The 20109-nt window shown below is 63.7% G+C and carries 13 protein-coding genes and 1 riboswitch; of the genes, 4 read left to right on the plus strand and 9 right to left on the minus strand.

The features are described 5' to 3' along the window. Positions 1-41: 41 nt before the first annotated feature. Genes XdyCFBP7245_RS18395 through ndk form a run of 4 tightly spaced genes read right to left on the minus strand, consistent with a single transcriptional unit; the run spans position 42 to position 3347 of the window. Complete coding sequence (locus XdyCFBP7245_RS18395; protein ID WP_104616931.1) at positions 42-902, minus strand: RodZ domain-containing protein; 861 nt, start codon at positions 900-902, stop codon at positions 42-44. Continuing rightward, entirely contained in the window at positions 899-1687 is a 789-nt protein-coding gene (gene pilW / locus XdyCFBP7245_RS18400; RefSeq protein WP_104616932.1) for a type IV pilus biogenesis/stability protein PilW, read from the minus strand. The genes XdyCFBP7245_RS18395 and pilW overlap by 4 nt, the downstream gene beginning before the upstream one ends. A gap of 10 nt (positions 1688-1697) precedes the next feature. After that, a complete protein-coding gene (gene rlmN / locus XdyCFBP7245_RS18405; protein ID WP_104616933.1) occupies positions 1698-2903 on the minus strand; it encodes a dual-specificity RNA methyltransferase RlmN in 1206 nt (401 codons plus the stop codon). 18 nt (positions 2904-2921) lie between these two features. Then, the gene (gene ndk / locus XdyCFBP7245_RS18410; protein WP_002812972.1) at positions 2922-3347 is read right to left on the minus strand and encodes a nucleoside-diphosphate kinase; all 426 of its coding nucleotides are present in this window, start codon (positions 3345-3347) and stop codon (positions 2922-2924) included. Positions 3348-3565: 218 nt separating this feature from the next. On the opposite strand from ndk, the gene XdyCFBP7245_RS18415 reads away from it, so the two are divergent. From XdyCFBP7245_RS18415 to XdyCFBP7245_RS18425, 3 genes are all read left to right on the plus strand, one after another. After that, complete coding sequence (locus tag XdyCFBP7245_RS18415) at positions 3566-4198, plus strand: TetR/AcrR family transcriptional regulator (protein ID WP_007963815.1); 633 nt, start codon at positions 3566-3568, stop codon at positions 4196-4198. 24 nt (positions 4199-4222) lie between these two features. Beyond that, positions 4223-6595 carry a 3-hydroxyacyl-CoA dehydrogenase/enoyl-CoA hydratase family protein gene (locus XdyCFBP7245_RS18420; protein ID WP_104616934.1) on the plus strand — a complete coding sequence of 791 codons (2373 nt, stop codon included), beginning with the start codon at positions 4223-4225 and terminating at the stop codon, positions 6593-6595. A gap of 140 nt (positions 6596-6735) precedes the next feature. After that, positions 6736-7941: an acetyl-CoA C-acyltransferase gene (locus XdyCFBP7245_RS18425; protein WP_104616935.1), complete on the plus strand. Its 1206-nt coding sequence runs from the start codon at positions 6736-6738 to the stop codon at positions 7939-7941. 349 nt (positions 7942-8290) lie between these two features. Here the strand turns inward: XdyCFBP7245_RS18425 and crcB are convergent, their stop codons facing one another. Further along, positions 8291-8692, minus strand: coding sequence for a fluoride efflux transporter CrcB (gene crcB / locus XdyCFBP7245_RS18430; RefSeq protein WP_104616936.1), 402 nt, complete (start codon positions 8690-8692; stop codon positions 8291-8293). A 113-nt stretch (positions 8693-8805) separates the two neighbouring features. Further along, positions 8806-8874: riboswitch (Fluoride riboswitch) on the minus strand. Between the two features lie 2 nt (positions 8875-8876). Further along, complete coding sequence (locus tag XdyCFBP7245_RS18435) at positions 8877-10250, minus strand: replication-associated recombination protein A (RefSeq protein ID WP_104616937.1); 1374 nt, start codon at positions 10248-10250, stop codon at positions 8877-8879. Positions 10251-10543: 293 nt separating this feature from the next. Here XdyCFBP7245_RS18435 and xopZ point away from each other — a divergent pair, with 293 nt between their 5' ends. After that, the gene (gene xopZ / locus XdyCFBP7245_RS18440) at positions 10544-14575 is read left to right on the plus strand and encodes a XopZ family type III secretion system effector (RefSeq protein WP_386261675.1); all 4032 of its coding nucleotides are present in this window, start codon (positions 10544-10546) and stop codon (positions 14573-14575) included. 97 nt (positions 14576-14672) lie between these two features. Here xopZ and lolA read toward each other — a convergent pair whose 3' ends face one another. The 3 genes from lolA to XdyCFBP7245_RS18455 all read right to left on the minus strand — a co-directional run bounded on the left by lolA (position 14673) and on the right by XdyCFBP7245_RS18455 (position 19974). Then, on the minus strand, positions 14673-15344 hold the full coding sequence (gene lolA / locus XdyCFBP7245_RS18445) for an outer membrane lipoprotein periplasmic chaperone LolA (RefSeq protein WP_170068708.1): 672 nt from the start codon (positions 15342-15344) through the stop codon (positions 14673-14675). 57 nt (positions 15345-15401) lie between these two features. Continuing rightward, positions 15402-17324, minus strand: coding sequence for a DUF3857 domain-containing transglutaminase family protein (locus XdyCFBP7245_RS18450; RefSeq protein ID WP_104616939.1), 1923 nt, complete (start codon positions 17322-17324; stop codon positions 15402-15404). Between the two features lie 295 nt (positions 17325-17619). Continuing rightward, positions 17620-19974: a DNA translocase FtsK gene (locus tag XdyCFBP7245_RS18455; RefSeq protein WP_104616940.1), complete on the minus strand. Its 2355-nt coding sequence runs from the start codon at positions 19972-19974 to the stop codon at positions 17620-17622. Positions 19975-20109: the final 135 nt, after the last annotated feature.

Consider the following 20109-nt stretch of genomic DNA (forward strand, 5'->3'; position numbering starts at 1 on the left):
GCGGAACATCAAAAGGGAAAAATGAAAAACCGCAGTCCGCTTCACTCGGAAGCAGGTACCACGGAGCCGTCGGAGGATACCGCAAAACGTGCCACGTTAGCGCGCTGGAACGGTTTCACATCGACGATACTGCCGCCTTGCTGAACCTCTACCGCCGACGCATTGCCCAGTACGATGCGGCCCACCTGCCCTGGCGAATAGTTGCGGCGCTCGCCGGCGCGGATCAGCGCTTTTTCCACCGCACTGCCATCCGGTGCCAGGATCTGCACCCAGCTGTCGCCACTGAAACTCAGCGAAAGGCTTTTGCCGGCGCCCGCCACTGCCGGTGCTGCCTCGGCTTCCGGCGTTGCACGCGGCACCGGCGTCATCGACGCAATGTACGGTGCCGGCTGCTCGCGCGGCGCTACGGCCGGCTGCGCTGCAGGGTTGGTCGGCGCGCCGGTCTTCGCCGCGACCGGCATGCTGTCCAGCGACACCGTGCTCGGCCCCTTGCCGTCCAGATGCGAACGTGTCGCATACCAGACAGGCACTGCAAACACGCCGGTGATCACGACATACATCGCCTTACGTGCAGTGCTTTCGAGAATGCGGCGTGCACGCGGGGTGTGGTTGTGGCTGACCAGCTTCACCGGTTCGATCGGCGCGATGCTGGCCTGCTGCAGCGACGGCTCCAGATCGATATGCAGCAGCCGCGCATAACTGCGCAACTGACCGCGCACAAAAACCGGAGCGCCCAGGCGCTGCCAGTCTTCCTGCTCCAGCGATCGCACCACGTGCACCGGCATACGCAGCTTGCCGGCGACATCGTCGATGCTCAGGCCTGCCGCTTCGCGTGCGTCGCGTAACTGCGGCCCGCAGCCCTTTTCCTGCTCGAAAGGGTTCGGATTGGAATCACTGATCACAATGCATTAGCCCCGGGGTTAGCGGTCGCTGCGTCAGGAAATTCCTTGACCAACCGCTGTTGGTAACGGCTGGCAGCTACCTTGTCGCCTAGCCCTTGCTCAATCTGAATGGCGAGTTGTAACACGGAAGCCGTTGCCGGTGCAGCCGCAAGCCGTCGTTCGATAAAAGCGCGTGCTTCGAAATAATTGCGACGCCCGGCTTCCAGCCGCGCCATCGACTCCAAGGCATAGGGATTACTCGGATCCATCTCGAGCGCTTTGCGTAAATCGCTCGCCGCTCGCTCGGGCTGCCCCGCCTTGAGTGCGCAACCACCTGCATTGCCAAGTGCAGACGCTGGCGATGCGTAGGTGCGGTCTGCCAGTGCGCGATCGAACCAGATCAGCGATTCGGCGGGCGACCCATTGGCGCATACCCACGCGCCATAATTGTTCAACACATCTCCGCGCTGCGGCGCCAGCTCGGCGGCACGGCGATAGGACGCGCCCGAGCCTGCGACATCGCCGCGACCACCCTGGATCAGAGCCAACATACCGATGGCGTCCACCGATTGCGGATCTTTCTTCAGCGCGGCGCGGATCTGCTCTTCGGCGCCGGCATAGTCGCCGGTCTGCATGCGGTTACTGGCCAAGCCAAGCTTTTCCTGCACCGCCAGGCGATCCTTGGTGGCCTTGTTGTCGCGGAACGAATAGACCGGAGCGACTTCTTCCACGCGCTTGGCCGAACCGCCCTTGGCATTGCGACCACCGCAGCCGACCGCGCACAACGCGATCGCCACGGCCGCCATTAACGCAAGTTCACGCTGCCGCATCTCGATCGGCCTGCCCTTCCAATGTGCGGCGGAATTCCGCCTGGCGACGGGTGCGGTCCATGACCTGCCCCTTGAGCTGCCCGCACGCCGCATCGATGTCGTCGCCACGCGTACGGCGAACCATCGTCAGCACCTGCGCGTCGAGCAGAATCTTCTGGAATGCGCGGATCTCCGTTTCCCCCGAGCGCTCGTAGCGCGTACCGGGGAACGGGTTGAACGGAATCAGGTTGACCTTGCCGGCGTCCTTGGACTGCACCGCATTGTCGAACTGCCGCATCAGCCTGGCCAACTGGCGCGCGTGCTCCGGCTGGTCGTTGATGCCCTTCATCAAGGTGTATTCGAAGGTCACCGAGTCGCGCTTCTTGTTGCCACGCAGATAGCGCGCGCAGGACTCCATCAACTCGGCGATCGGGTACTTCTTGTTCAACGGCACCAGGCTCTCGCGCAGCGTGTCGTTGGCGGCGTGCAACGAGACCGCCAGCGAGACATCGCTTTCGGTGGATAGCCGGTCGATCATCGGCACCAGGCCGGAGGTCGACAGCGTCACCCGCTTGCTGGCCAGGCCGTAGCCCAGATCGTCGCGCATCACGCTCATCGCGCGCACGACGTTGTCGAAATTCATCAACGGCTCGCCCATCCCCATCATCACCACGTTGGTGAGGCGGCGCTGCTGGTGCGGAACGTTACCCAGATGGCGCGCCGCCACCCAGACCTGCCCGACGATCTCGGCGGTGGTGAGGTTGCGATTGAAGCCCTGGGTGGCGGTCGAACAAAACGTGCAGTTCAACCCGCAGCCGACCTGGGAGGACACGCACAGCGTGCCGCGGCCCTTGTCGGGGATGTAGACCGTTTCGATGGCGTTCTTGCCGTCGGTGCCCATGGCCAATAGCCATTTATGAGTCCCATCGGTGGACGGCTTGTCGAAGACGACATTTGGAACCAGTACCTCGGCATGCTGGTGCAACTTCGCACGCAATGCCTTGCCGAGGTCGGTCATCTGGTCGAAATCGGTGACGTAGCGATGGTGAATCCACTTCATCACCTGATGGGCACGGTAACGCGCTTCGCCGAGCGTGTCGGCGAAGAAGCGCTCCAGTCCCTCGCGATCGAGGTCGAGCAGGTTCTGCTTGCGCAGTTCCGTGGTACGGACAGAAACGTCCTGTAACACGGAGGGGATCACGACCTCATTCACGATTCGACTCTCTCGGCCTCAGCGCGAGACCACTTCGGTGGCGGCAAAGAAATACGCGACTTCGTTGGCAGCGTTCTCGACCGAGTCCGAGCCGTGGGCGGCATTGGCATCGATCGAATCGGCGAAGTCGGCGCGGATGGTACCCGGCGCAGCGTCCTTGGGATTGGTCGCGCCCAGCAGGTCGCGGTGTGCGGCAACGGCGTTTTCGCCTTCCAGCGCCTGGATCATCACCGGGCCGGAGATCATGAACTCGACCAGCGCGTTGAAGAACGGACGCTCACGGTGCACGGCGTAGAAGCCTTCGGCTTCGCGGCGCGACAGCTGCTTGTACTTGGCGGCCACGACCTTCAGGCCAGCCTTCTCGAAGCGGCTGTAGATTTCACCGATGACGTTCTTGGCGACGGCGTCGGGCTTGATGATGGACAGGGTGCGCTCCAGCGCCATTGGGAATTCTCCGTTGGGCGGGCCACTGAAGACCCGAGGTTATCATGAAAAAAACCCGCGTCAAAACGCGGGCTTAGGCTTCTTTGCGATAGCCAATTCTATCTCTTCGCCACCGTGTTTGCACACCACCCCCTGAATCGTGCTGCATTGCCGCATGACCGGCTCGCAACCAAACCCGTAGACTCAAACAATCGTTTGATTGAGTCCGACCCCAGCGCATGCCCAAGCCCGCCCACTTCTCCACCAAGGACCGCATCCTCGGTGCCGCCGAGGAGCTGTTCGCCCAGCACGGGTTTGCCGGCACCTCGCTGCGGCAGCTGACCACCCAGGCCGACGTCAACATCGCCGCAGTCAACTACCACTTCGGCTCCAAGGAAAACCTGGTCAACGAGGTGTTCCGCCGTCGCATGGACGAAATGACCGCTGCGCGCCTGCAACAGCTGGAGGCGGCGAAGAAATCGCAGCCCGGCGAACTCACCGCGGTGCTGGCCGCTTTCGTCGAGCCGGCGCTGGCGATGGCGCAGGACCGCCAGAACGGCGGCGCCTTCGTGCGGGTGATCGCACGCGCCTACGCGGAAAAGAACGACAACCTGCGCAAATTCCTGTCCGACCACTACGGCCATGTCCTGCGCGAATTCGGCAAGGCCATCGCCGGCTGCGTACCGGGCCTGAGCAAGGAGGAGCTCTATTGGCGGTTGGACTTCCTGGCCGGTGCGCTCACCTACGCCATGGCCGACTTCGGGCTAATCAAGCGCCCGGCCGGCGTCAGCGAGGCCGACCACCGTGCGCGTGCCGCGCGCGAACTCATTCGTTTCGCGGAACCTGGTTTCCGCGCTCATTCCACACCGTAAACGCTCCACAAGAGGCTAATTGCTATGTCCAATCCGTTGCTAGTTCGTCGCGCCGCCGTGCTCGGTGCCGGCGTCATGGGCGCGCAGATCGCCGCGCACCTCACCAATGCCGGCGTCGACACCGTCCTGTTCGACCTGCCTGCCAAGGAAGGTCCGGCCGACGGTGTCGTGCTCAAGGCCATCGCCAATCTCGGCAAGCTCAGCCCTGCCCCGCTCGCCAGCAAGGCGCTGGCCGAGGCGATCACGCCGGCCAACTACGAGAGCGGCCTGGAACAGTTGCGCGATTGCGACCTGATCATCGAAGCGATCGCCGAGCGGATGGACTGGAAGCAGGACCTGTACAAGAAGATCGCCCCGTTCGTGGCCGATCACGCCGTACTTGCCTCCAATACGTCGGGCCTGGGCATCAACAAGCTCTCCGACGTGCTGCCGGAGCAATTGCGCCACCGTTTCTGCGGCGTGCATTTCTTCAACCCGCCGCGCTATATGCACCTGGCGGAGCTGATTCCGGCCAAGGGCACCGACAAGGCCGTGCTGGAAGGCCTGGAAGCGTTCCTGGTCACCACGCTCGGCAAGGGTGTGGTGTACGCCAAGGACACCCCCAACTTCATCGGCAACCGCATCGGCGTGTTCTCGATCCTGGCTACCATCCATCACACCCAGGAATTCGGCCTGGGCTTCGATGAAGTGGACGGCCTGACCGGCCCGCTGGTCGGCCGCCCGAAGTCGGCAACCTACCGCACCTCCGATGTGGTCGGCCTGGACACCATGGCGCACGTGATCAAGACCATGGGCGACACGCTGCCGGACGACCCGTGGCACCAGTATTTCAAGTCGCCGAAGTGGCTGGACGCGCTGATCGGCAAGGGCGCGCTCGGCCAGAAGGTCGGCGCCGGCATCTTCCGCAAGGTCGGCAAGGACATCGTGGTGCTGGACCTGCAGAAACAGGATTACAGAACCGCTGATCGCACTGCCGCACCGGACGTAGTCGAGATTCTCAAGATCAAGAACCCGGCCGAGAAGTTCGCCAAGTTGCGCGAAAGCCAGCACCCGCAGGCGCAATTCCTGTGGGCCACGTTCCGCGACCTGTTCCACTACAGCGCTTATCACCTGGCCGACATCGCCGAGACCGCGCGCGATGTGGATCTGGCGATCCGCTGGGGCTACGGCTGGTCGCTGGGGCCGTTCGAAACCTGGCAGGCCGCCGGCTGGAAGCAGGTGGCGCAGTGGATTGCCGAAGACATCTCCAACGGCACGAGCATGAGCAGCGCGCCGTTGCCGAATTGGGTGTTCGATGGCCGCGACGGCGTGCATGGTGCTGAAGGCTCGTACAGCCCGGCACACGACGCCAAGCTGCCGCGTTCGGCACTGCCGGTCTACAAGCGCCAGCGTTTCCCCGATCCGCTGCTGGGCGAGCAGTTCTCGCCGGGCGAGACCGTATTCGAAAACGACGGCGTGCGCATGTGGCATGACGGCGACGACATCGCGGTGGTCAGCTTCAAGACCAAGATGAACACCGTGTCCGACCACGTGCTCAACGGCTTGCAGGAAGTCGTCGGCCGCGCCGAGAAGGACTTCGCCGGTCTGGTGATCTGGCAGCAGAAGGAGCCCTTCTCCGCCGGTGCCGATCTGGCTGGCGCGCTGGGCCTGTTGCAGGCCGGCAAGGTGGACGCGTTCGAAGCGCTGGTCGCCAACTTCCAGGCCACCAGCCAGCGCATCAAGTATGCGCAGGTACCGGTGATTTCGGCCGTGCGCGGCCTGGCACTGGGCGGCGGTTGCGAGTTCCAGATGCACAGCGCCAAGACCGTCGCGTCGCTGGAAAGCTATATCGGCCTGGTCGAAGCCGGCGTCGGCCTGCTGCCGGCCGGCGGCGGGTTGAAGGAGATCGCGGTGCGTGCCTCGATCGCTGCAGGTCCGGGCGGCGACGTGTTCGCCGAACTGAAGAAGACCTTCGAAACCATCGCGATGGCCAAGGTTTCCAATTCGGCGGTCAACGCCCAGGAACTGGGCCTGTTGCGCGCCACCGACAAGATCGTGTTCAACAGCTTCGAGGCGCTGCACATCGCCAAGGCCGAAGCGCGTGCACTGGCGGAGGGCGGCTACCGCGCCCCGCTGCCGGCACGTCGCATCCAGGTCGCCGGCGACGTCGGTATCGCCACCTTCAAGATGCTGTTGGTCAACATGCTGGAAGGCCGCTTCATCAGCGAATACGACTATGAAATCGCCACCCGTATCGCCACGGTGATGTGCGGCGGCGAAGTCGATCGCGGCGCGCTGGTGGACGAAGAATGGCTGCTCAGGCTGGAGCGCAAGCACTTCGTCGAACTGGCCCAGCAGGAAAAAACCCAGGCGCGCATCGGCCACATGCTCAAGACGGGCAAGCCGTTGAGGAACTGATTGAAGCCGGGACCGGGGACCCGGGACCAGGGACTCGGGAAAGCAGGAGCAGCCAGCGCGCGCTTTTGACTTTTCCGGGTCCCCGGTCCCCGGTCCCCGGTCCCGAACCGCTAACTTCCCGCCATTCGAGACCTTATTCAATGAGCAAGCAGATTCAAGAAGCCTACATCGTTGCCGCCACCCGTACGCCGGTCGGCAAGGCGCCGAAGGGCGTGTTCCGCAACACCCGTCCCGACGACATGCTGGCGCACGTGCTGCGTGCGGTGGTAGCGCAGGCGCCGGGTATCGATCTGTCGCGGATCGACGACGCCATCATCGGCTGCGCGATGCCCGAGGGCGAGCAAGGCATGAACGTGGCGCGCATCGGCGTGCTCCTGGCCGGCCTGCCCGATACCGTGGCTGGCCAGACCATCAATCGCTTCTGTTCGTCCGGCATCCAGGCCGTGGCGATGGCGGCCGACCAGATCCGCCTGGGCAATGCCGACCTGATGCTGGCCGGCGGTACCGAGTCGATGTCGATGGTGCCGATGATGGGCAACAAGGTGGCGATGTCGCCGAACGTCTTCGCCGACGACCACGTGGCCATTGCCTATGGCATGGGCATCACCGCCGAAAAGGTCGCCGAAGAATGGAAGGTCTCGCGCGAAGATCAGGACGCGTTCGCGCTGGCCTCGCATCAGAAGGCGATTGCGGCCATTGCCGCAGGCGAGTTCCGCGATGAAATCACCCCTTACGAAATCCTCTCGCACCAGCCCGACCTGACCGGCAACGTCATCGCGCTGCGTAAGCGTCTGGTCGACACCGATGAAGGCCCGCGTCCGGACAGTTCGCTGGAAGGCCTGGCCAAGCTGCGTCCGGTGTTCCGTAACGGGCAGTTCGGCGGCAGCGTCACCGCGGGCAACTCCTCGCAGATGAGCGACGGCGCCGGCGCGGTGCTGCTGGCCTCCGAGCAGGCGATCAAGGATTACGGGCTGACTCCGCTTGCGCGGTTTGTCAGCTTCTCGGTGGCAGGCGTGCGCCCGGAAGTGATGGGCATCGGCCCGATCGCGGCAATTCCCAAGGCACTCAAGCAGGCCGGCCTGACCAAGGACCAGATCGACTGGATCGAACTCAACGAAGCCTTCGCCGCACAGGCGTTGGCGGTGATCCGCGACAGCGGGCTGGACCCGTCCAAGGTCAATCCGCTAGGTGGCGCGATCGCACTCGGTCATCCGCTCGGTGCGACCGGCGCGATCCGAGCGGCCACGCTGGTGCACGGCCTGCGTCGTCGTCAGCAAAAGTACGGCATGGTCACCATGTGCATCGGCACCGGCATGGGTGCGGCGGGCATCATCGAAGCGCTGTAAGTCGTTTTCGTCCGGGATCGGCCACCGCGCCGATCTCGCGAACGCGATGAAGAGCCGACCGAAGGCGTGCGCGAGCACGCCTTCTTTCTGGGCGGCTGAAAACCGCCGTCGGCCGGATCTGGATCGCATGCGAATTCGTATTCGCCAGTCGATGCACCCGGTGAACGCACCGCTTATACGCACCCGTGCGAACGTTGAGCGGACGCTCTTGGCGCGATCGCGGGAACTACCGCACGATCCAGGACGCACATCCGGACAGGATCGCCGCGCGCAATGCGCAGCGCAGCGGGCAGAAACCGACGCCCGCACTATTCAATCGCTATAAAAATCTTGCAGCCAACGTGGCGGTCTAGCGTGCCACCAGCCACTGGCCTGCACGCGCACCGGCAAACATCAGCGCCAGCCCGGCCACCAGCGTCACTGCCAGATACACGCCGATCATCGTGGAGCGATCGGTGCGCGCAAACACCAGACACTCCATCATCAGCGAGGAAAAGGTGGTCAGCCCGCCCATCACGCCGACGATCAGCAGCGCCCGCAGTGGCCAGCTCGACGGACCGCGTGCGTCCAGCCAGACCAGCAGCACGCCGGCGACGAACGAGCCAAGCAGATTCACCGTCAACGTTCCCCACGGGAAGCCGGCGCCAAAGCGCTGCAGCAGCGCTGCACCGATCGTAAAACGCAGCCCGGAGCCCAATGCGCCGCCGGTCATCGCCAACACTAATTGCTGCCACCACACCGGTGCGTTCATGGACGTACTCCACAACCGCCCAGTGGGGTCTTCGAAAAAAACGTATGCGTGTTCGGCATCATCAATCCTGAGTCGAGAAGCGATGCCGGGGCACAGGCCTGCCGCCCCGGCGGGGGTGGACAGGCATCATCAGCGCGCAGACTGCGTGCGGTTCAAGGAGGAATGCCATCTCCCGTATCGCCGATTATGCCGTGGGCTTTCCTGCCTTGTCAGCCCGTGCCTGCGCACGCGCCTCGCGCAGCCGGTCGAGCTTTTCCTTGAGCTTGATTTCCAGTCCACGTGGCACCGGCCTGTAATACACCTGCTCGCCCATCGCGTCCGGAAAGCCGGTCTGGTCGAGCGCGATGCCGCCCTCGGCATCGTGGTCGTATTGATAGTCCTGACCGTAACCGAGCGTCTTCATCAGCTTGGTCGGCGCATTACGTAGGTGCAGCGGCACCTCTTGGGTGCCGGTGGCGCGCACCTCGGCCCTGGCTTGATTGAAGGCCGCGTAGCCTGCGTTGGATTTGGCGGTGCTGGCCAGGTACAGCACCAACTGTGCAAACGCCAGCTCGCCTTCCGGGCTGCCTAGGCGCTCGTAAATATCCCAGGCTTCAAGCGCCATGCTCTGCGCGCGCGGGTCGGCCAAACCGATATCCTCGATCGCCATGCGGGTCAGGCGCCGCGCCAGGTAAGACGGGTCGCAACCGCCGTCGAGCATGCGGGTGAGCCAGTACAGCGCCGCATCCGGATTGGAGCTGCGCACCGATTTATGCAGTGCCGAGATCTGGTCGTAGAACTGTTCGCCGTTCTTGTCGAAACGGCGGGTGCGGTCGGCCAGCACCTGCAGCAGCGTCTGCGGCGTGATCTCCCCGCCCTCGCCGCCTGCCAGCTCGGCGGCGATTTCCAGCAGGGTCAACGCACGCCGCACATCGCCATCGGCCGCGCTGGCGATTTCCAACAACGACGCGTCGCTGACCTGGATCGTCTCCTGTCCCAGCCCGCGCTCGGAATCGTGCAATGCGCGTTGCAGCGCTTCGACAATGTCCTGCGGCGACACCGATTCGAGCACGTGCACGCGGCAACGCGACAGCAATGCGGAGTTCAATTCGAAAGACGGATTTTCCGTAGTCGCGCCGACGAACAGGATGGTGCCGCGCTCGATGTGCGGCAAAAATGCATCCTGCTGCGCCTTGTTGAAGCGATGCACCTCATCGACGAACAACACTGTGCGTCGGCCGCTGGCAAACCGTTGCGCGGCCTCGGCCAATACCTGACGCACCTCGGGCAGCCCGGACAACACTGCAGAAATGGCCTTGAATTCGGCATCGGCGTAATGCGCCAGCAGCAAGGCAAGCGTGGTCTTGCCGCAGCCCGGGGGGCCCCACAGGATCATCGAATGCACGCGGCCGGATTCGACTGCCCGCCGCAATGCGCTAGCAGGAGCCAGCAAACGCTTCTGCCCCACCATCTCGTCCAAAGTGTGCGGCCGCATCCGCTCCGCCAGCGGCCCCATCGCGCTGCGATCAGCATGCAGGAGATCGGGAGTACCCAAGTCGGGACGTTTGCGTTTGCTCACCTTTGCATTCTACCGCCTACGTCGGCTGCCCGCTCCACAACGCAGTGTTCGACGATCGCCTGCACACACGCCGACGTTCTCTTTCCAAGCGACTACTTCGCGCGCCCGCAAGGCATCGAACAAGCAGCATCATAGTGTTACTTAATAACGAGCAAGCGCGCGCAGCCATAGCTAGCCTGCACCCTGCATCTGCCGCGAGCGGCGCTCGCGCAATCAAAACGTTCAGCGCACGGATTTCCAACATGCCCCGCATTTCGCTCCGACCCTCTGCCATCGCTGCCTGTCTTCCAGGAATGGCCGAGACCATCGCTCATCCATCCAAGCCCTCGGCAAAGCGGCAGACGCACAACAAGTTGGCGACCCCCGATCCATGCGCCTTCGAAGCCGAATTGATCCAGGCCCAGGACGACCCGTTGGTTTGGTCTGCGGCGCTGCTGGAGCAGGCGACGCAAGCAAGTATCGTCGAACCCAGATTGAAAGCCGCTCCCAGACGCAAACACAAACTCCTGCGTCCCTTCCGGAAAGCCGCAGAGCTATTGGGCATAACTAGCGGCGCCCCGGAACCGCACGCAACCTTGCTGCGCTATTCCTCGGTGCAACTCGAACGGGACGGGCCAACCGTTCGGCCGGAACGCAGCGCCAATCATCCGATGCCTTCCTCACCGTTACCGAATGCCACACGTGATCTCAACGCCGCACTGATATCCCGCCTGAATCAGTCAAATCGAGGCCTGGCCGCTCGCATTTCCCAGCGTCGCTACGACGAATTAAATTATGCGCATGCACGTACGCTACAGGCCGCGCGAGAGAAGCTGGCGCTGGGAGCCCGGCGCGCCTGCAATCTCAGCGACAGCATCAGCGCGCTGACGCGCGAAGGCGCCGAGTTGCTAAAACAGCTGCATAGATGCAACGGGCAAGCCGACGGGGTAGTGGCAGCTATGCGCGAGCTCGAGTCGAAGATCGCCGCTGCGCGCGCCGCGCTTGACGTGCCACCAGGCGATCCCCAGTCGCTCGCTGTCGCAGCCGACCCCGAGCCATCGCCCGCCAGCGGACGCCAAGAGGCCAAAGCCTCGCCGCTGGAGCTCGCCGGCGCTCGCATTGAGAACGAGCTGCAAGCAGCGCGCGCGCGCGGCGATGCACCGTCCAAGGCGGTCTTCTTCGGCCACGGCTCGGCACAGGCAGATCACGCAAGCAGCTCTGCAGTTGCGCCGCCGCGTCGCTCGCTTGCGTCTCATCTTCTCGCCGAGCGCAAACAGGAAATCGAGGCACAGCGCATGCAGCTCAAGCGCGACGAAAATATGCTGTCCCTGCAACGCGCGCATGCAGAGCGTTGCCAGCGGCATGCGCGGCGCCTGCAGGAGCGCATCGCCCAGATCGACGCAAAACTGAAACAGGCACTGCATTCGTCGCAGGTCAATACAACCGAGCTGTGGCAACAGGAACAGACGGTCAGCGCGCTGGAAGCCGCGCACGACGAAATGCAGCGCGCGGTGGAAAACGCATCCGCACAACCGCCGCACATGCAGTCGCCAAACGATGAAACTCAGTCCGCTCACCCCGATGCCGCCACCGCAGCCCTGGCGAACCTGCTCGATGCCCTACCCGGCTTCCGCGTCGAGACGATCAACCACATGAGTCGGCACGTCATACACGCCTGGGCAGACACTCTGCATGTCCGCAGCGCGGCGTTCGGAGTCGACGCCATGCAGCCTTTCGACACATTGAGCATCGCCCTGCAGGCCTTATCTATCGCCAGCGCGGGCGATGCCACGGCAGCGGCAGCCGTACTGCAACGCCTGAGCGCGCTGCAGTTGCGCGAGCTGATTCCGCCGCCAGAGGTCTCCATCGCTGCCGAGACGGTTCCGTCCATGGATGCCGTCGCCGCCTGCCTGGGCTTGTTGGTCAGCGTGCCGCGCGGCATGCAGGTCCTGTCGCAGATGCTGCACGAAGAGCCGACGCCCCCATCCAAAGAATGGCTAGAGGCGGCGCAAGTGCATCTGCGCGCCAGCCACCGGCTTTCACTGACGCCGGAAACAGAACAAGCCGAACAGGCCTGGTTGGGCGATGCGCAGATGGGAGCGCGGCATGCCGTGCATGGCGCCTCGCCGCAGCAGGGCTTGCAGTACGCGACCGATGCCCAACGCAGTGCATTCCACGCATTCCGAAACGGCTTCGAAACCACCCGTGCGGGTTCGCCTTATGCACGCGCCAATGCGTGCCTGCAGATGTTCGCGCAATGGGCCGGGGCTGGCAGCGCTATGCGAGGCGATCGCACCCTCAATCCCTTCAACGCACTCGGGCTGGGAATGAAGGTTGGCGCCTCCGAATCGCTGCCGACTGCTAGGCGGCGCGCCAACGAAGCCTTTCGTGAGGCCGCAGGCCACTTGACCAGCTGGCTCGCAGCGCGCCGCGAGATACAGCAGGCATACGGGCAGCTACCGTCGCAAGATGAGCTGGCGATGCAGGCGCTTTCCGAATACGTGCAATGGCTCCCGCACGAACAGGACGCAACCGACTTGATCTTCACTAGCAAGGTGCTGGGCAAGATCGAGCAGCGCGCCCTGCATCTCCAGCGATCGGCTGCTGCCTCCGTGAGCGAGACCCACGATCTGCAACTGGCGGCCTGCCATCCTGGGATCGCCTCCGCCTGGGCTGCGCTACGCACGGGCCGCATGCGTCTACCCGAAACGCTGCGCTTGATCCAACGCGGCCTGCTCGACCACCCTGCGCATCCGCTCGTTATCCCTGTCGGCACGGCGCCCTTGCATGAGGCGCTGGCGGTAGCCGCGCGTCACAATTTTCATCAGGCCGTTGGTAGCGCCAGTCGCTTTCTGCATGAGGGTGACTCATCCCGCGTCAGGTCGCCACGTGCGCTGTTTGAGTGCCTGCGCAACCTGATGGAACGACTGGAGTGGCGCGACAAGCTGCGTATCACCGAGCAACGTGTGATAGGACTCAATACAACGCCGCTGTCCGCCGCGCTTGCGGTCATCCCGAGCGGGCTAGGGCTGAAATTGTCTGCGGGTGGTCAAACCAGTTCTGATCGTACGTTGGAAATTTACATGGGACGTACCGGGCTGTCGCTGCAGATCGGACGGCAGAAGACACGGCAGTTTCAGGCCACGACAGGCATCAGTGCGGGCGTCATGCTGCCCGGCACCGAAAACGCACCGGTGGGTATCACCGGATCGGCGGACTGGCGCATCAAAAAGGAATCAGGCATCGAGCACGGCATTCAGATCCGCGTTCCACGGCGTGGCAAGGGTCATGAACTAGAGCAGCGTGCTCAATTCCTCGCCATGTTCGAGCACCTGCTGCGGCTTGCCGAGCAATCCGGCAGCGATGGCGTCCCGCTAGCCGAGCGCGACTTTCTAGCGGAATTGCTGGCGCACCACCCGAGCATCACCACCGGCCTGATCGGACATGCCGAGCGGAACTCCTCGGTAACCGAATCCAGCATCGGCGTCGCCGCGGGTGTGCGTGTGGGGAACATGGACGGTCAACCGCGGCGCGCGACGTTGGGTGTTTCGATCGGCCTCAAGGCAAAACGGGAGACCTCTCGTTCGCAGACGCCGATCGAAGGCTACATGACAATGGTGTTGAAGGATTCGAGTGCGCAATCCAGGGTCGAAATCGCGGCGCGCGCATCGGCCAGCATCGTGGCCCAGCAGTGGACGCGCCCCAGCGGCGGCAATGCGTCGCCCACGCCCGTCGCGCGGCTGTCCACGTCCATGCTCGACCTCGGCTACAGCAGAGAACTGCACTCGGCCGGCAGCACGACATTCTCTACCTTGTGGATGTTCAATAATGAAATCGATCCTGTCCGTACCGATCGCGGCATCGAATTCTTTAGCTTCGCTACATTCGAACGCGAAGTGCGGCGGAACTGGCAGTTATGGGTCAACTACGGGATCTCCAAACTGCAAGGCATCGTCGACGACCAGCGGCTGTACATGGTGGCAGAGCGCCAATTGAAGGACTTCGTGGACAGGGTCCGCATCTACATGCAGGACAACAAGTTCGCCTCGCTAATCGTAGACTGGGCGCTACAGGCGGAGGCAGCGCCCCGCCTCGATGCGTTGCGTGCGCAGTCCCAGTTGTTGCGAGCCGCCGGATGCGAAACGCAAGCTGCCGACACCGATCGCGCCTTCGATGAACTGATCGGCGACCCAGGCATTTGGGAACCGACCATCCTCATCCTGCGCGAAAAGGGAAAACACCACCGCGAACGCGGGATCGATTTCTTCGTCAAGCGCCAGACCAACCAATCGGCCGAGGCGATGCGTACGATCGGCCAATGGACGCCTTATGAACCGGTCCCGTAGCACTACTGCAGCCCCGCGTAGGGAAGGCGCTGCTTCCGCAGCGTGACAGTACTGCAGGGCACCATGAATGGCGCCACCAGGCATGCCGCGGTTACGCTTACTGCGCGTCTCCCACCACATCCACGCCTTTGGCCGGGGTGTAGCGGAAGGTGTCGGCCGCAAACGCGGGGTTGCGCTTCCAGCCGCTGAAGCTGATCGCAGTGCGCTGCCCCACCGCATCGACCACCTCCATCTTGGCCAGGCCGTCCTTGCCGAAACCGAGCGAGGCCATCTGGAAGCTGGCTTCGGTGTCGACCTTGGGCGTCAACGACAGCCACTGCAGGCCATCGCGCGGCGCCGCCTCTTCGCTGACGTCGTATTGCTTGTCCAGACGTGCGGGGTCGATCAACGCCACCAGCGGGCTGTTCTGCTCTTCGTTGCCCTGCGCGCGCACGGTCACCTGCTCCAGGTCGGGGTCGAACACCCACACCTTCTTGCCGTCGGCCACGATCAATTGCTTGTACGGCTTGGCGTATTCCCAGCGGAACTGGCGCGGTTGCGACAATGCGACCCGCCCGCTCGAACGCTCCTTGACCCGGCCGTTGGCATCGGTGACCTGCTGATCGAACTGCCCATCCAGGCCCTTGAGGCCACGGGTGAACGTGTCCAGCTCCTGGCGCGCACCGGCAAACGCGGTGCCGGCAAACAGAGCGGTGGCGAGGACGGCATAACGGAGCTGGCGATGCATCGCGGTCTTCCAGAAAGGAGTGCGCCAATTCTGAAGCTTCATAGATGAATGGGCGAGCGTTATCGCAAGGACGCGTTCATGCAGCGGCGGCGGCCTGGCTCAGTGCGCGGTCTGCACATTTGACAGATCGCCGTAAACGATCTGCCCACGAAAGCCGCGTCGCACCTGCTGATACAGCTCGCGAAACGCACGGTAATCCTGTGGCTGGCACAAGGCCTGCGGCCCGTGCACCGCCGCGCGTTGCAGGCGATGGACTGCAGTGACCGTCTGTCCCTGGCGCGACCAGGCCACTGCGTATTCGCCAGCCGTGTTGCGAAACCTGCTGCTACGCGGGATGGCAATGATCGGCACCGTGTCGGGGAAGGTCACTACGTAGGTTTCCTCACGCACGCTGTCGTTGCAGTAGAACGGGGTCAGATTGTCTTCGGCCGAGGTGGTGGTGTAGATCCCGCGCGTCGATTCGGCACCGGGCATGTCGGGCAAGGTCATGCCGCCGACCACCGAAAAATCCACAGCATCGTTGGCCTGGAAGCTGTAGCGATAGTTGAACGGCGTCTCCAGATCCAACGGATCGCCCTGAATCAGCAGATCGCCGGTCCCGACGAAACCGGACTGGGCAATGATCGATTCCTCGATGCGGTTGCGGTTCTGCGCATTGAGTTGCACGAACATCGCGCGCAGCCCCACCTCGCCGGTCTGGCCGCTGTCCAGGGTCGTCAGGCCCTGCAATCCGCCCTGTGGCGTGAAGCGGTACTCGGTCCGGGCGACGTAGCGGTTGACCTTGCGATCGTTCGGCGGCGTCTGGGTGACCTTGCCGTCGCGCGTATGCACCACCGGCGCGCCAAGATCGCTGGCCGGCAGCTGGCCGAAGCGCGCGTACGGGTTGGTCGAATCGACGTAAAGATCGAATGCCGGGATGTAGGTGATGGCGTGATTGAAGCGCCCCAGCACCGGGATTGCCGGCAATGTCGGCCCGCCCTCCGCGCCGATCAGCACCGGTGTGCTGGCGATGCCCTTGGCCGCCAGCAGCGCTTCCAGGATCACGGTGTGGTCCTTGCAGTCGCCATAGTGATTGGCCAGGATGCTGTCGGCACTGTTGGGCTCCAGACCGCCATTGCCCAGGTACACCGCCACGTAGCGGATATTGCGCGCGACCCAGGCATACAACGCCGCCGCCTGTGCCCGCGGCTCATCGATTCCCTTGGTCACCTGGTCGGCCAATGTCTGGATCGCCGGTGTGACTGCGGCGGCGCGCCCACCCTTGACGTGATACGCCAGGCCCATCTGCGACCAGCTGTCGAAGGTGCTGGCCATCAGCGTGGGGCTGAATTCCCAGGTCGCCGCGCTCCAGTTCTGGTTCTTCATCGGCGTAGCGCGCTGGTAGCGCCATTCCCAGCGCGCCTGATCGCCACGCACCACCGGCTTGGTGCTGCCCTGCAGACCACGTGCGGACAAATGCATCGGCAACGACTTGGGCGCAACCAAGGTGACCACCGCATCGTCGTACTGCGCGAACACGCTGAAGGTTTCCCACAGACTGAAATAACCTGGGAAGTACGGCGTGTTCTGTGCGCGTCGCACGCGATAGACGATGCGCGCACCCGGCGCCAGATTCGGGAACACCACCACCTTGACCTTGCGGTCGGCGTACATCGCCGCCGAGGCGCTGGAATAGCTTTCCTGGGTGTAGATCTTGTCGGCGGCCACGTCCTGGCGCAGCCCTTCGGCGGTGACGGTGTACGCCTCCAGCACGTCGAGCGTCTCCATCTTTTCGCTATAGCTCAACCGCACCTGGCTGAACTGCTCAATCGCCGACTTGGTCTTGAGCAGGATCTCGTACTCGTCGGTTTCCACGCTGCTGGCATCGGCGCGCACTTCATAGTCGGCGCGATAACGCGCAAAGCTGTAATTGGTATCGGCCTGGGTACGCGCCGCCGCAGCAGGCGCGGGTCGCTGTTGCGCGTAGGCAAGCAGCGGAGCGGAGATCAACAGCACGAGCAGCAACAAGGGACGACGCAGCATGGGTCTCGATCACGACGGGCCGGAGCGGCACTTGTCCGCTAGGGTAGCCGGTGTGCCCGGCAATGACAGGTATCGACTTCCAACAATGCTGCATCGGTAGGGATGGCAGCGCTCGTTGCGGCGACTCCGCGAGGTGGATGCGGCATGCGTCGTTTCGCACTGGAGTGTGTATGCCGATGCGGGGAGATCGAAAAGCGTCTTGCGACAAAAGCGCCCTGCGACTAGTCGCACCCAGGCACTGGCCCTTTCGCCCCACTGGCTCCACCGCAACGCGCAGCGACAACAGCAACCGTCGCTACTTGGGCGGCGGCGGCGCCAATACCGTGCGATCGCCGTTGTGCTCGGGCTGGCTGACCACGCCAGCCGCTTCCATCGCCTCGATCAAGCGCGCAGCACGGTTGTAGCCGATCTTCAGGCGACGCTGCACACCGGAAATCGATGCGCGCCGGGTTTCGGTGACGATGCGCAGTGCCTCGTCGTACAGCGGGTCGGACTCATCCCCACCGCCGCCACTGCTCTCCGGCAAGCCGGTTGCGCCCACCACGGTGCCATCGCCCATGGTCTGCACTTCGTCGAGCACGCCTTCGACGTACGACACCGGCCCGCTGGCCTTCAGATGCTCGACCACCCGATGCACTTCTTCGTCGCTGACGAAAGCGCCGTGCACACGGTCCGGCAACGCAGTGCCAGGCGGCAGATACAGCATGTCGCCATTGCCCAACAACGCCTCGGCGCCGGACTGGTCCAGGATGGTGCGCGAGTCGATCTTGGAGCTGACCTGGAACGCGACGCGGGTCGGGATATTGGCCTTGATCAGACCAGTGATCACGTCCACCGACGGCCGCTGCGTTGCCAGGATCAAGTGAATGCCGGCCGCACGCGCCTTCTGCGCCAGGCGTGCGATGAGCTCTTCGACCTTCTTGCCGACGATCATCATCATGTCGGCGAATTCGTCGATGAAGATAACGATGAACGGCAGCGTCTCCAGCGGCCGCGGCGCCTCGCCCAGCTCCGGATTCGGCTTGAACAGCGGGTCCATCATCGGCTGGCCGGCGTCGATGGCGTCCTTGATCTTCTTGTTGAAGCCGGCCAGGTTGCGCACGCCCACCGCACTCATCAGCTTGTAACGGCGTTCCATCTCCGCCACGCACCAGCGCAGGCCGTTGGCGGCCTCCTTCATGTCGGTGACCACCGGCGCCAACAGATGCGGGATGCCCTGATAGACGCTCAATTCGAGCATCTTCGGGTCGATCATCAGCATCCGCAGTTCCTTGTGCGAGGCCTTGAACAACAGGCTCAGCACCATCGCGTTGACCGCCACCGACTTGCCCGAGCCGGTGGTACCGGCCACCAGCAAGTGCGGCATGCGCGCCAGATCGGCCACGGTCGGGCGCCCGGCGATGTCCTTGCCCAGCGCAAGCGTAAGTGGGCTGGCCGACTTGTCGTATTCCTTGGAACGCAGCAGCTCGGACAGAAAGATCATCTCGCGGGTGACGTTGGGGATCTCCAGACCCACCACCGACTTGCCCGGAATCACGTCCACCACACGCACCGACTTGACCGACAGCCCGCGCGCGATGTCCTTGTCCAGCGAGCTGATCTGGCTGACCTTGATGCCCGGCGCCGGCTCGATCTCGAAGCGGGTGATCACCGGACCGGGATAGGCCCCGACCACCTGCGCCTCGATGCGGAAATCCTTGAGCTTGAATTCGATCTGCCGCGACAGCGTTTCCAGCGTCTCTTCCGAATAGCCCTTGGTCTGGGGCTTCGGATCGTCCAGCAATGCCAGCGGCGGCAGATCCGAGCCATCGGTGCTCACGCCCTGGAACATCGGAATCTGGGTGTCGCGCTTGGCGCGCTCGCTCTTTTCCACCACCGGTGCCGGCGGAGGTTCGATCTTGACCGGCTCGCGCTTGGCCTGCTTGACTGCATCGACCTTGCGCACTTCCTCGCGTTCTTCGCGCATCACGCGGGTTTGCCGCCACTCGGTGGCCTGGTGGGTCTTGCGCTGCATCAACGGGCCCAGCGCCAGCACCCACCTGCCGATGCGCTCCATCACCGCAAACCACGACAACCCGGTCGCCAATGTGATCGAGACCAGCAGCAGCACTACCACGAACAGATTGGCGCCCAGCGCACCAAAGCCGGAGCTGAGCGACCCGCTGACCAGCTTGCCGAGAATGCCGCCGGCCTCGGCGACCTCACCCTGGAACAGCCGCAGATGCAAAAAGCCGGTCGAAGAAATCAGAAAGCCCACCATGCCGACCAGCCGCAACGCCGGCCCCAGATCGCTCTGGCTCTGCTCCTCGCGCTCGCCGATCAGTGCGATCCAGGCCACCGCGCCCAGGATCACCGGCAGCAGGAAGGCCACGTAACCGAACAGCTGCAGCAACACATCCGCCGCCATCGCGCCGAATCTGCCGCCCATGTTGTGGATCGGCGCGACCAGATTGCCGGTGCGCGACCAGCCAGGATCGGTTGCCGAATAGGTAAACAGGCTGGCCAGCAGGTACAGCAACAACGGCGCCACCGCGATCAATGCCAGATCGCGCCAGAGCTTTTGCCGACGCGGATTGTCCGCCACCGCCGTCTTGCGCGACGACGATTTGCCCTCTGCGGGCTTGCTGCGTTCGGGAACCTGCTTTGCCACCTGTAGCCAGACCTTAGAAAAATGCTGTTAGTGGTTGATAATAAACGACTGAGGCCACGGTTTCAGCAGTTGAATGAGCACCGGCTGCCGGGGCGCCCGGCCGCCAACGAAAAACGCCGCACAAGGCGGCGTCGA

The sequence above is a fragment of the Xanthomonas dyei genome, from assembly GCF_002939865.1.
In the GTDB taxonomy this organism is placed as follows: domain Bacteria; phylum Pseudomonadota; class Gammaproteobacteria; order Xanthomonadales; family Xanthomonadaceae; genus Xanthomonas; species Xanthomonas dyei.

Bases quoted from the DNA above. Each gene is read 5' to 3' on its own strand.
- crcB (WP_104616936.1), bottom strand. From the start codon at position 8,692: ATGAACGCACCGGTGTGGTGGCAGCAATTAGTGTTGGCGATGACCGGC.
- XdyCFBP7245_RS18425 (WP_104616935.1), top strand. From the start codon at position 6,736: ATGAGCAAGCAGATTCAAGAAGCCTACATCGTTGCCGCCACCCGTACG.
- XdyCFBP7245_RS18415 (WP_007963815.1), top strand. From the start codon at position 3,566: ATGCCCAAGCCCGCCCACTTCTCCACCAAGGACCGCATCCTCGGTGCC.
- XdyCFBP7245_RS18450 (WP_104616939.1), bottom strand. From the start codon at position 17,324: ATGCTGCGTCGTCCCTTGTTGCTGCTCGTGCTGTTGATCTCCGCTCCG.
- XdyCFBP7245_RS18420 (WP_104616934.1), top strand. From the start codon at position 4,223: ATGTCCAATCCGTTGCTAGTTCGTCGCGCCGCCGTGCTCGGTGCCGGC.
- ndk (WP_002812972.1), bottom strand. From the start codon at position 3,347: ATGGCGCTGGAGCGCACCCTGTCCATCATCAAGCCCGACGCCGTCGCC.
- lolA (WP_170068708.1), bottom strand. From the start codon at position 15,344: ATGAAGCTTCAGAATTGGCGCACTCCTTTCTGGAAGACCGCGATGCAT.
- xopZ (WP_386261675.1), top strand. From the start codon at position 10,544: ATGGCCGAGACCATCGCTCATCCATCCAAGCCCTCGGCAAAGCGGCAG.
- pilW (WP_104616932.1), bottom strand. From the start codon at position 1,687: ATGGCGGCCGTGGCGATCGCGTTGTGCGCGGTCGGCTGCGGTGGTCGC.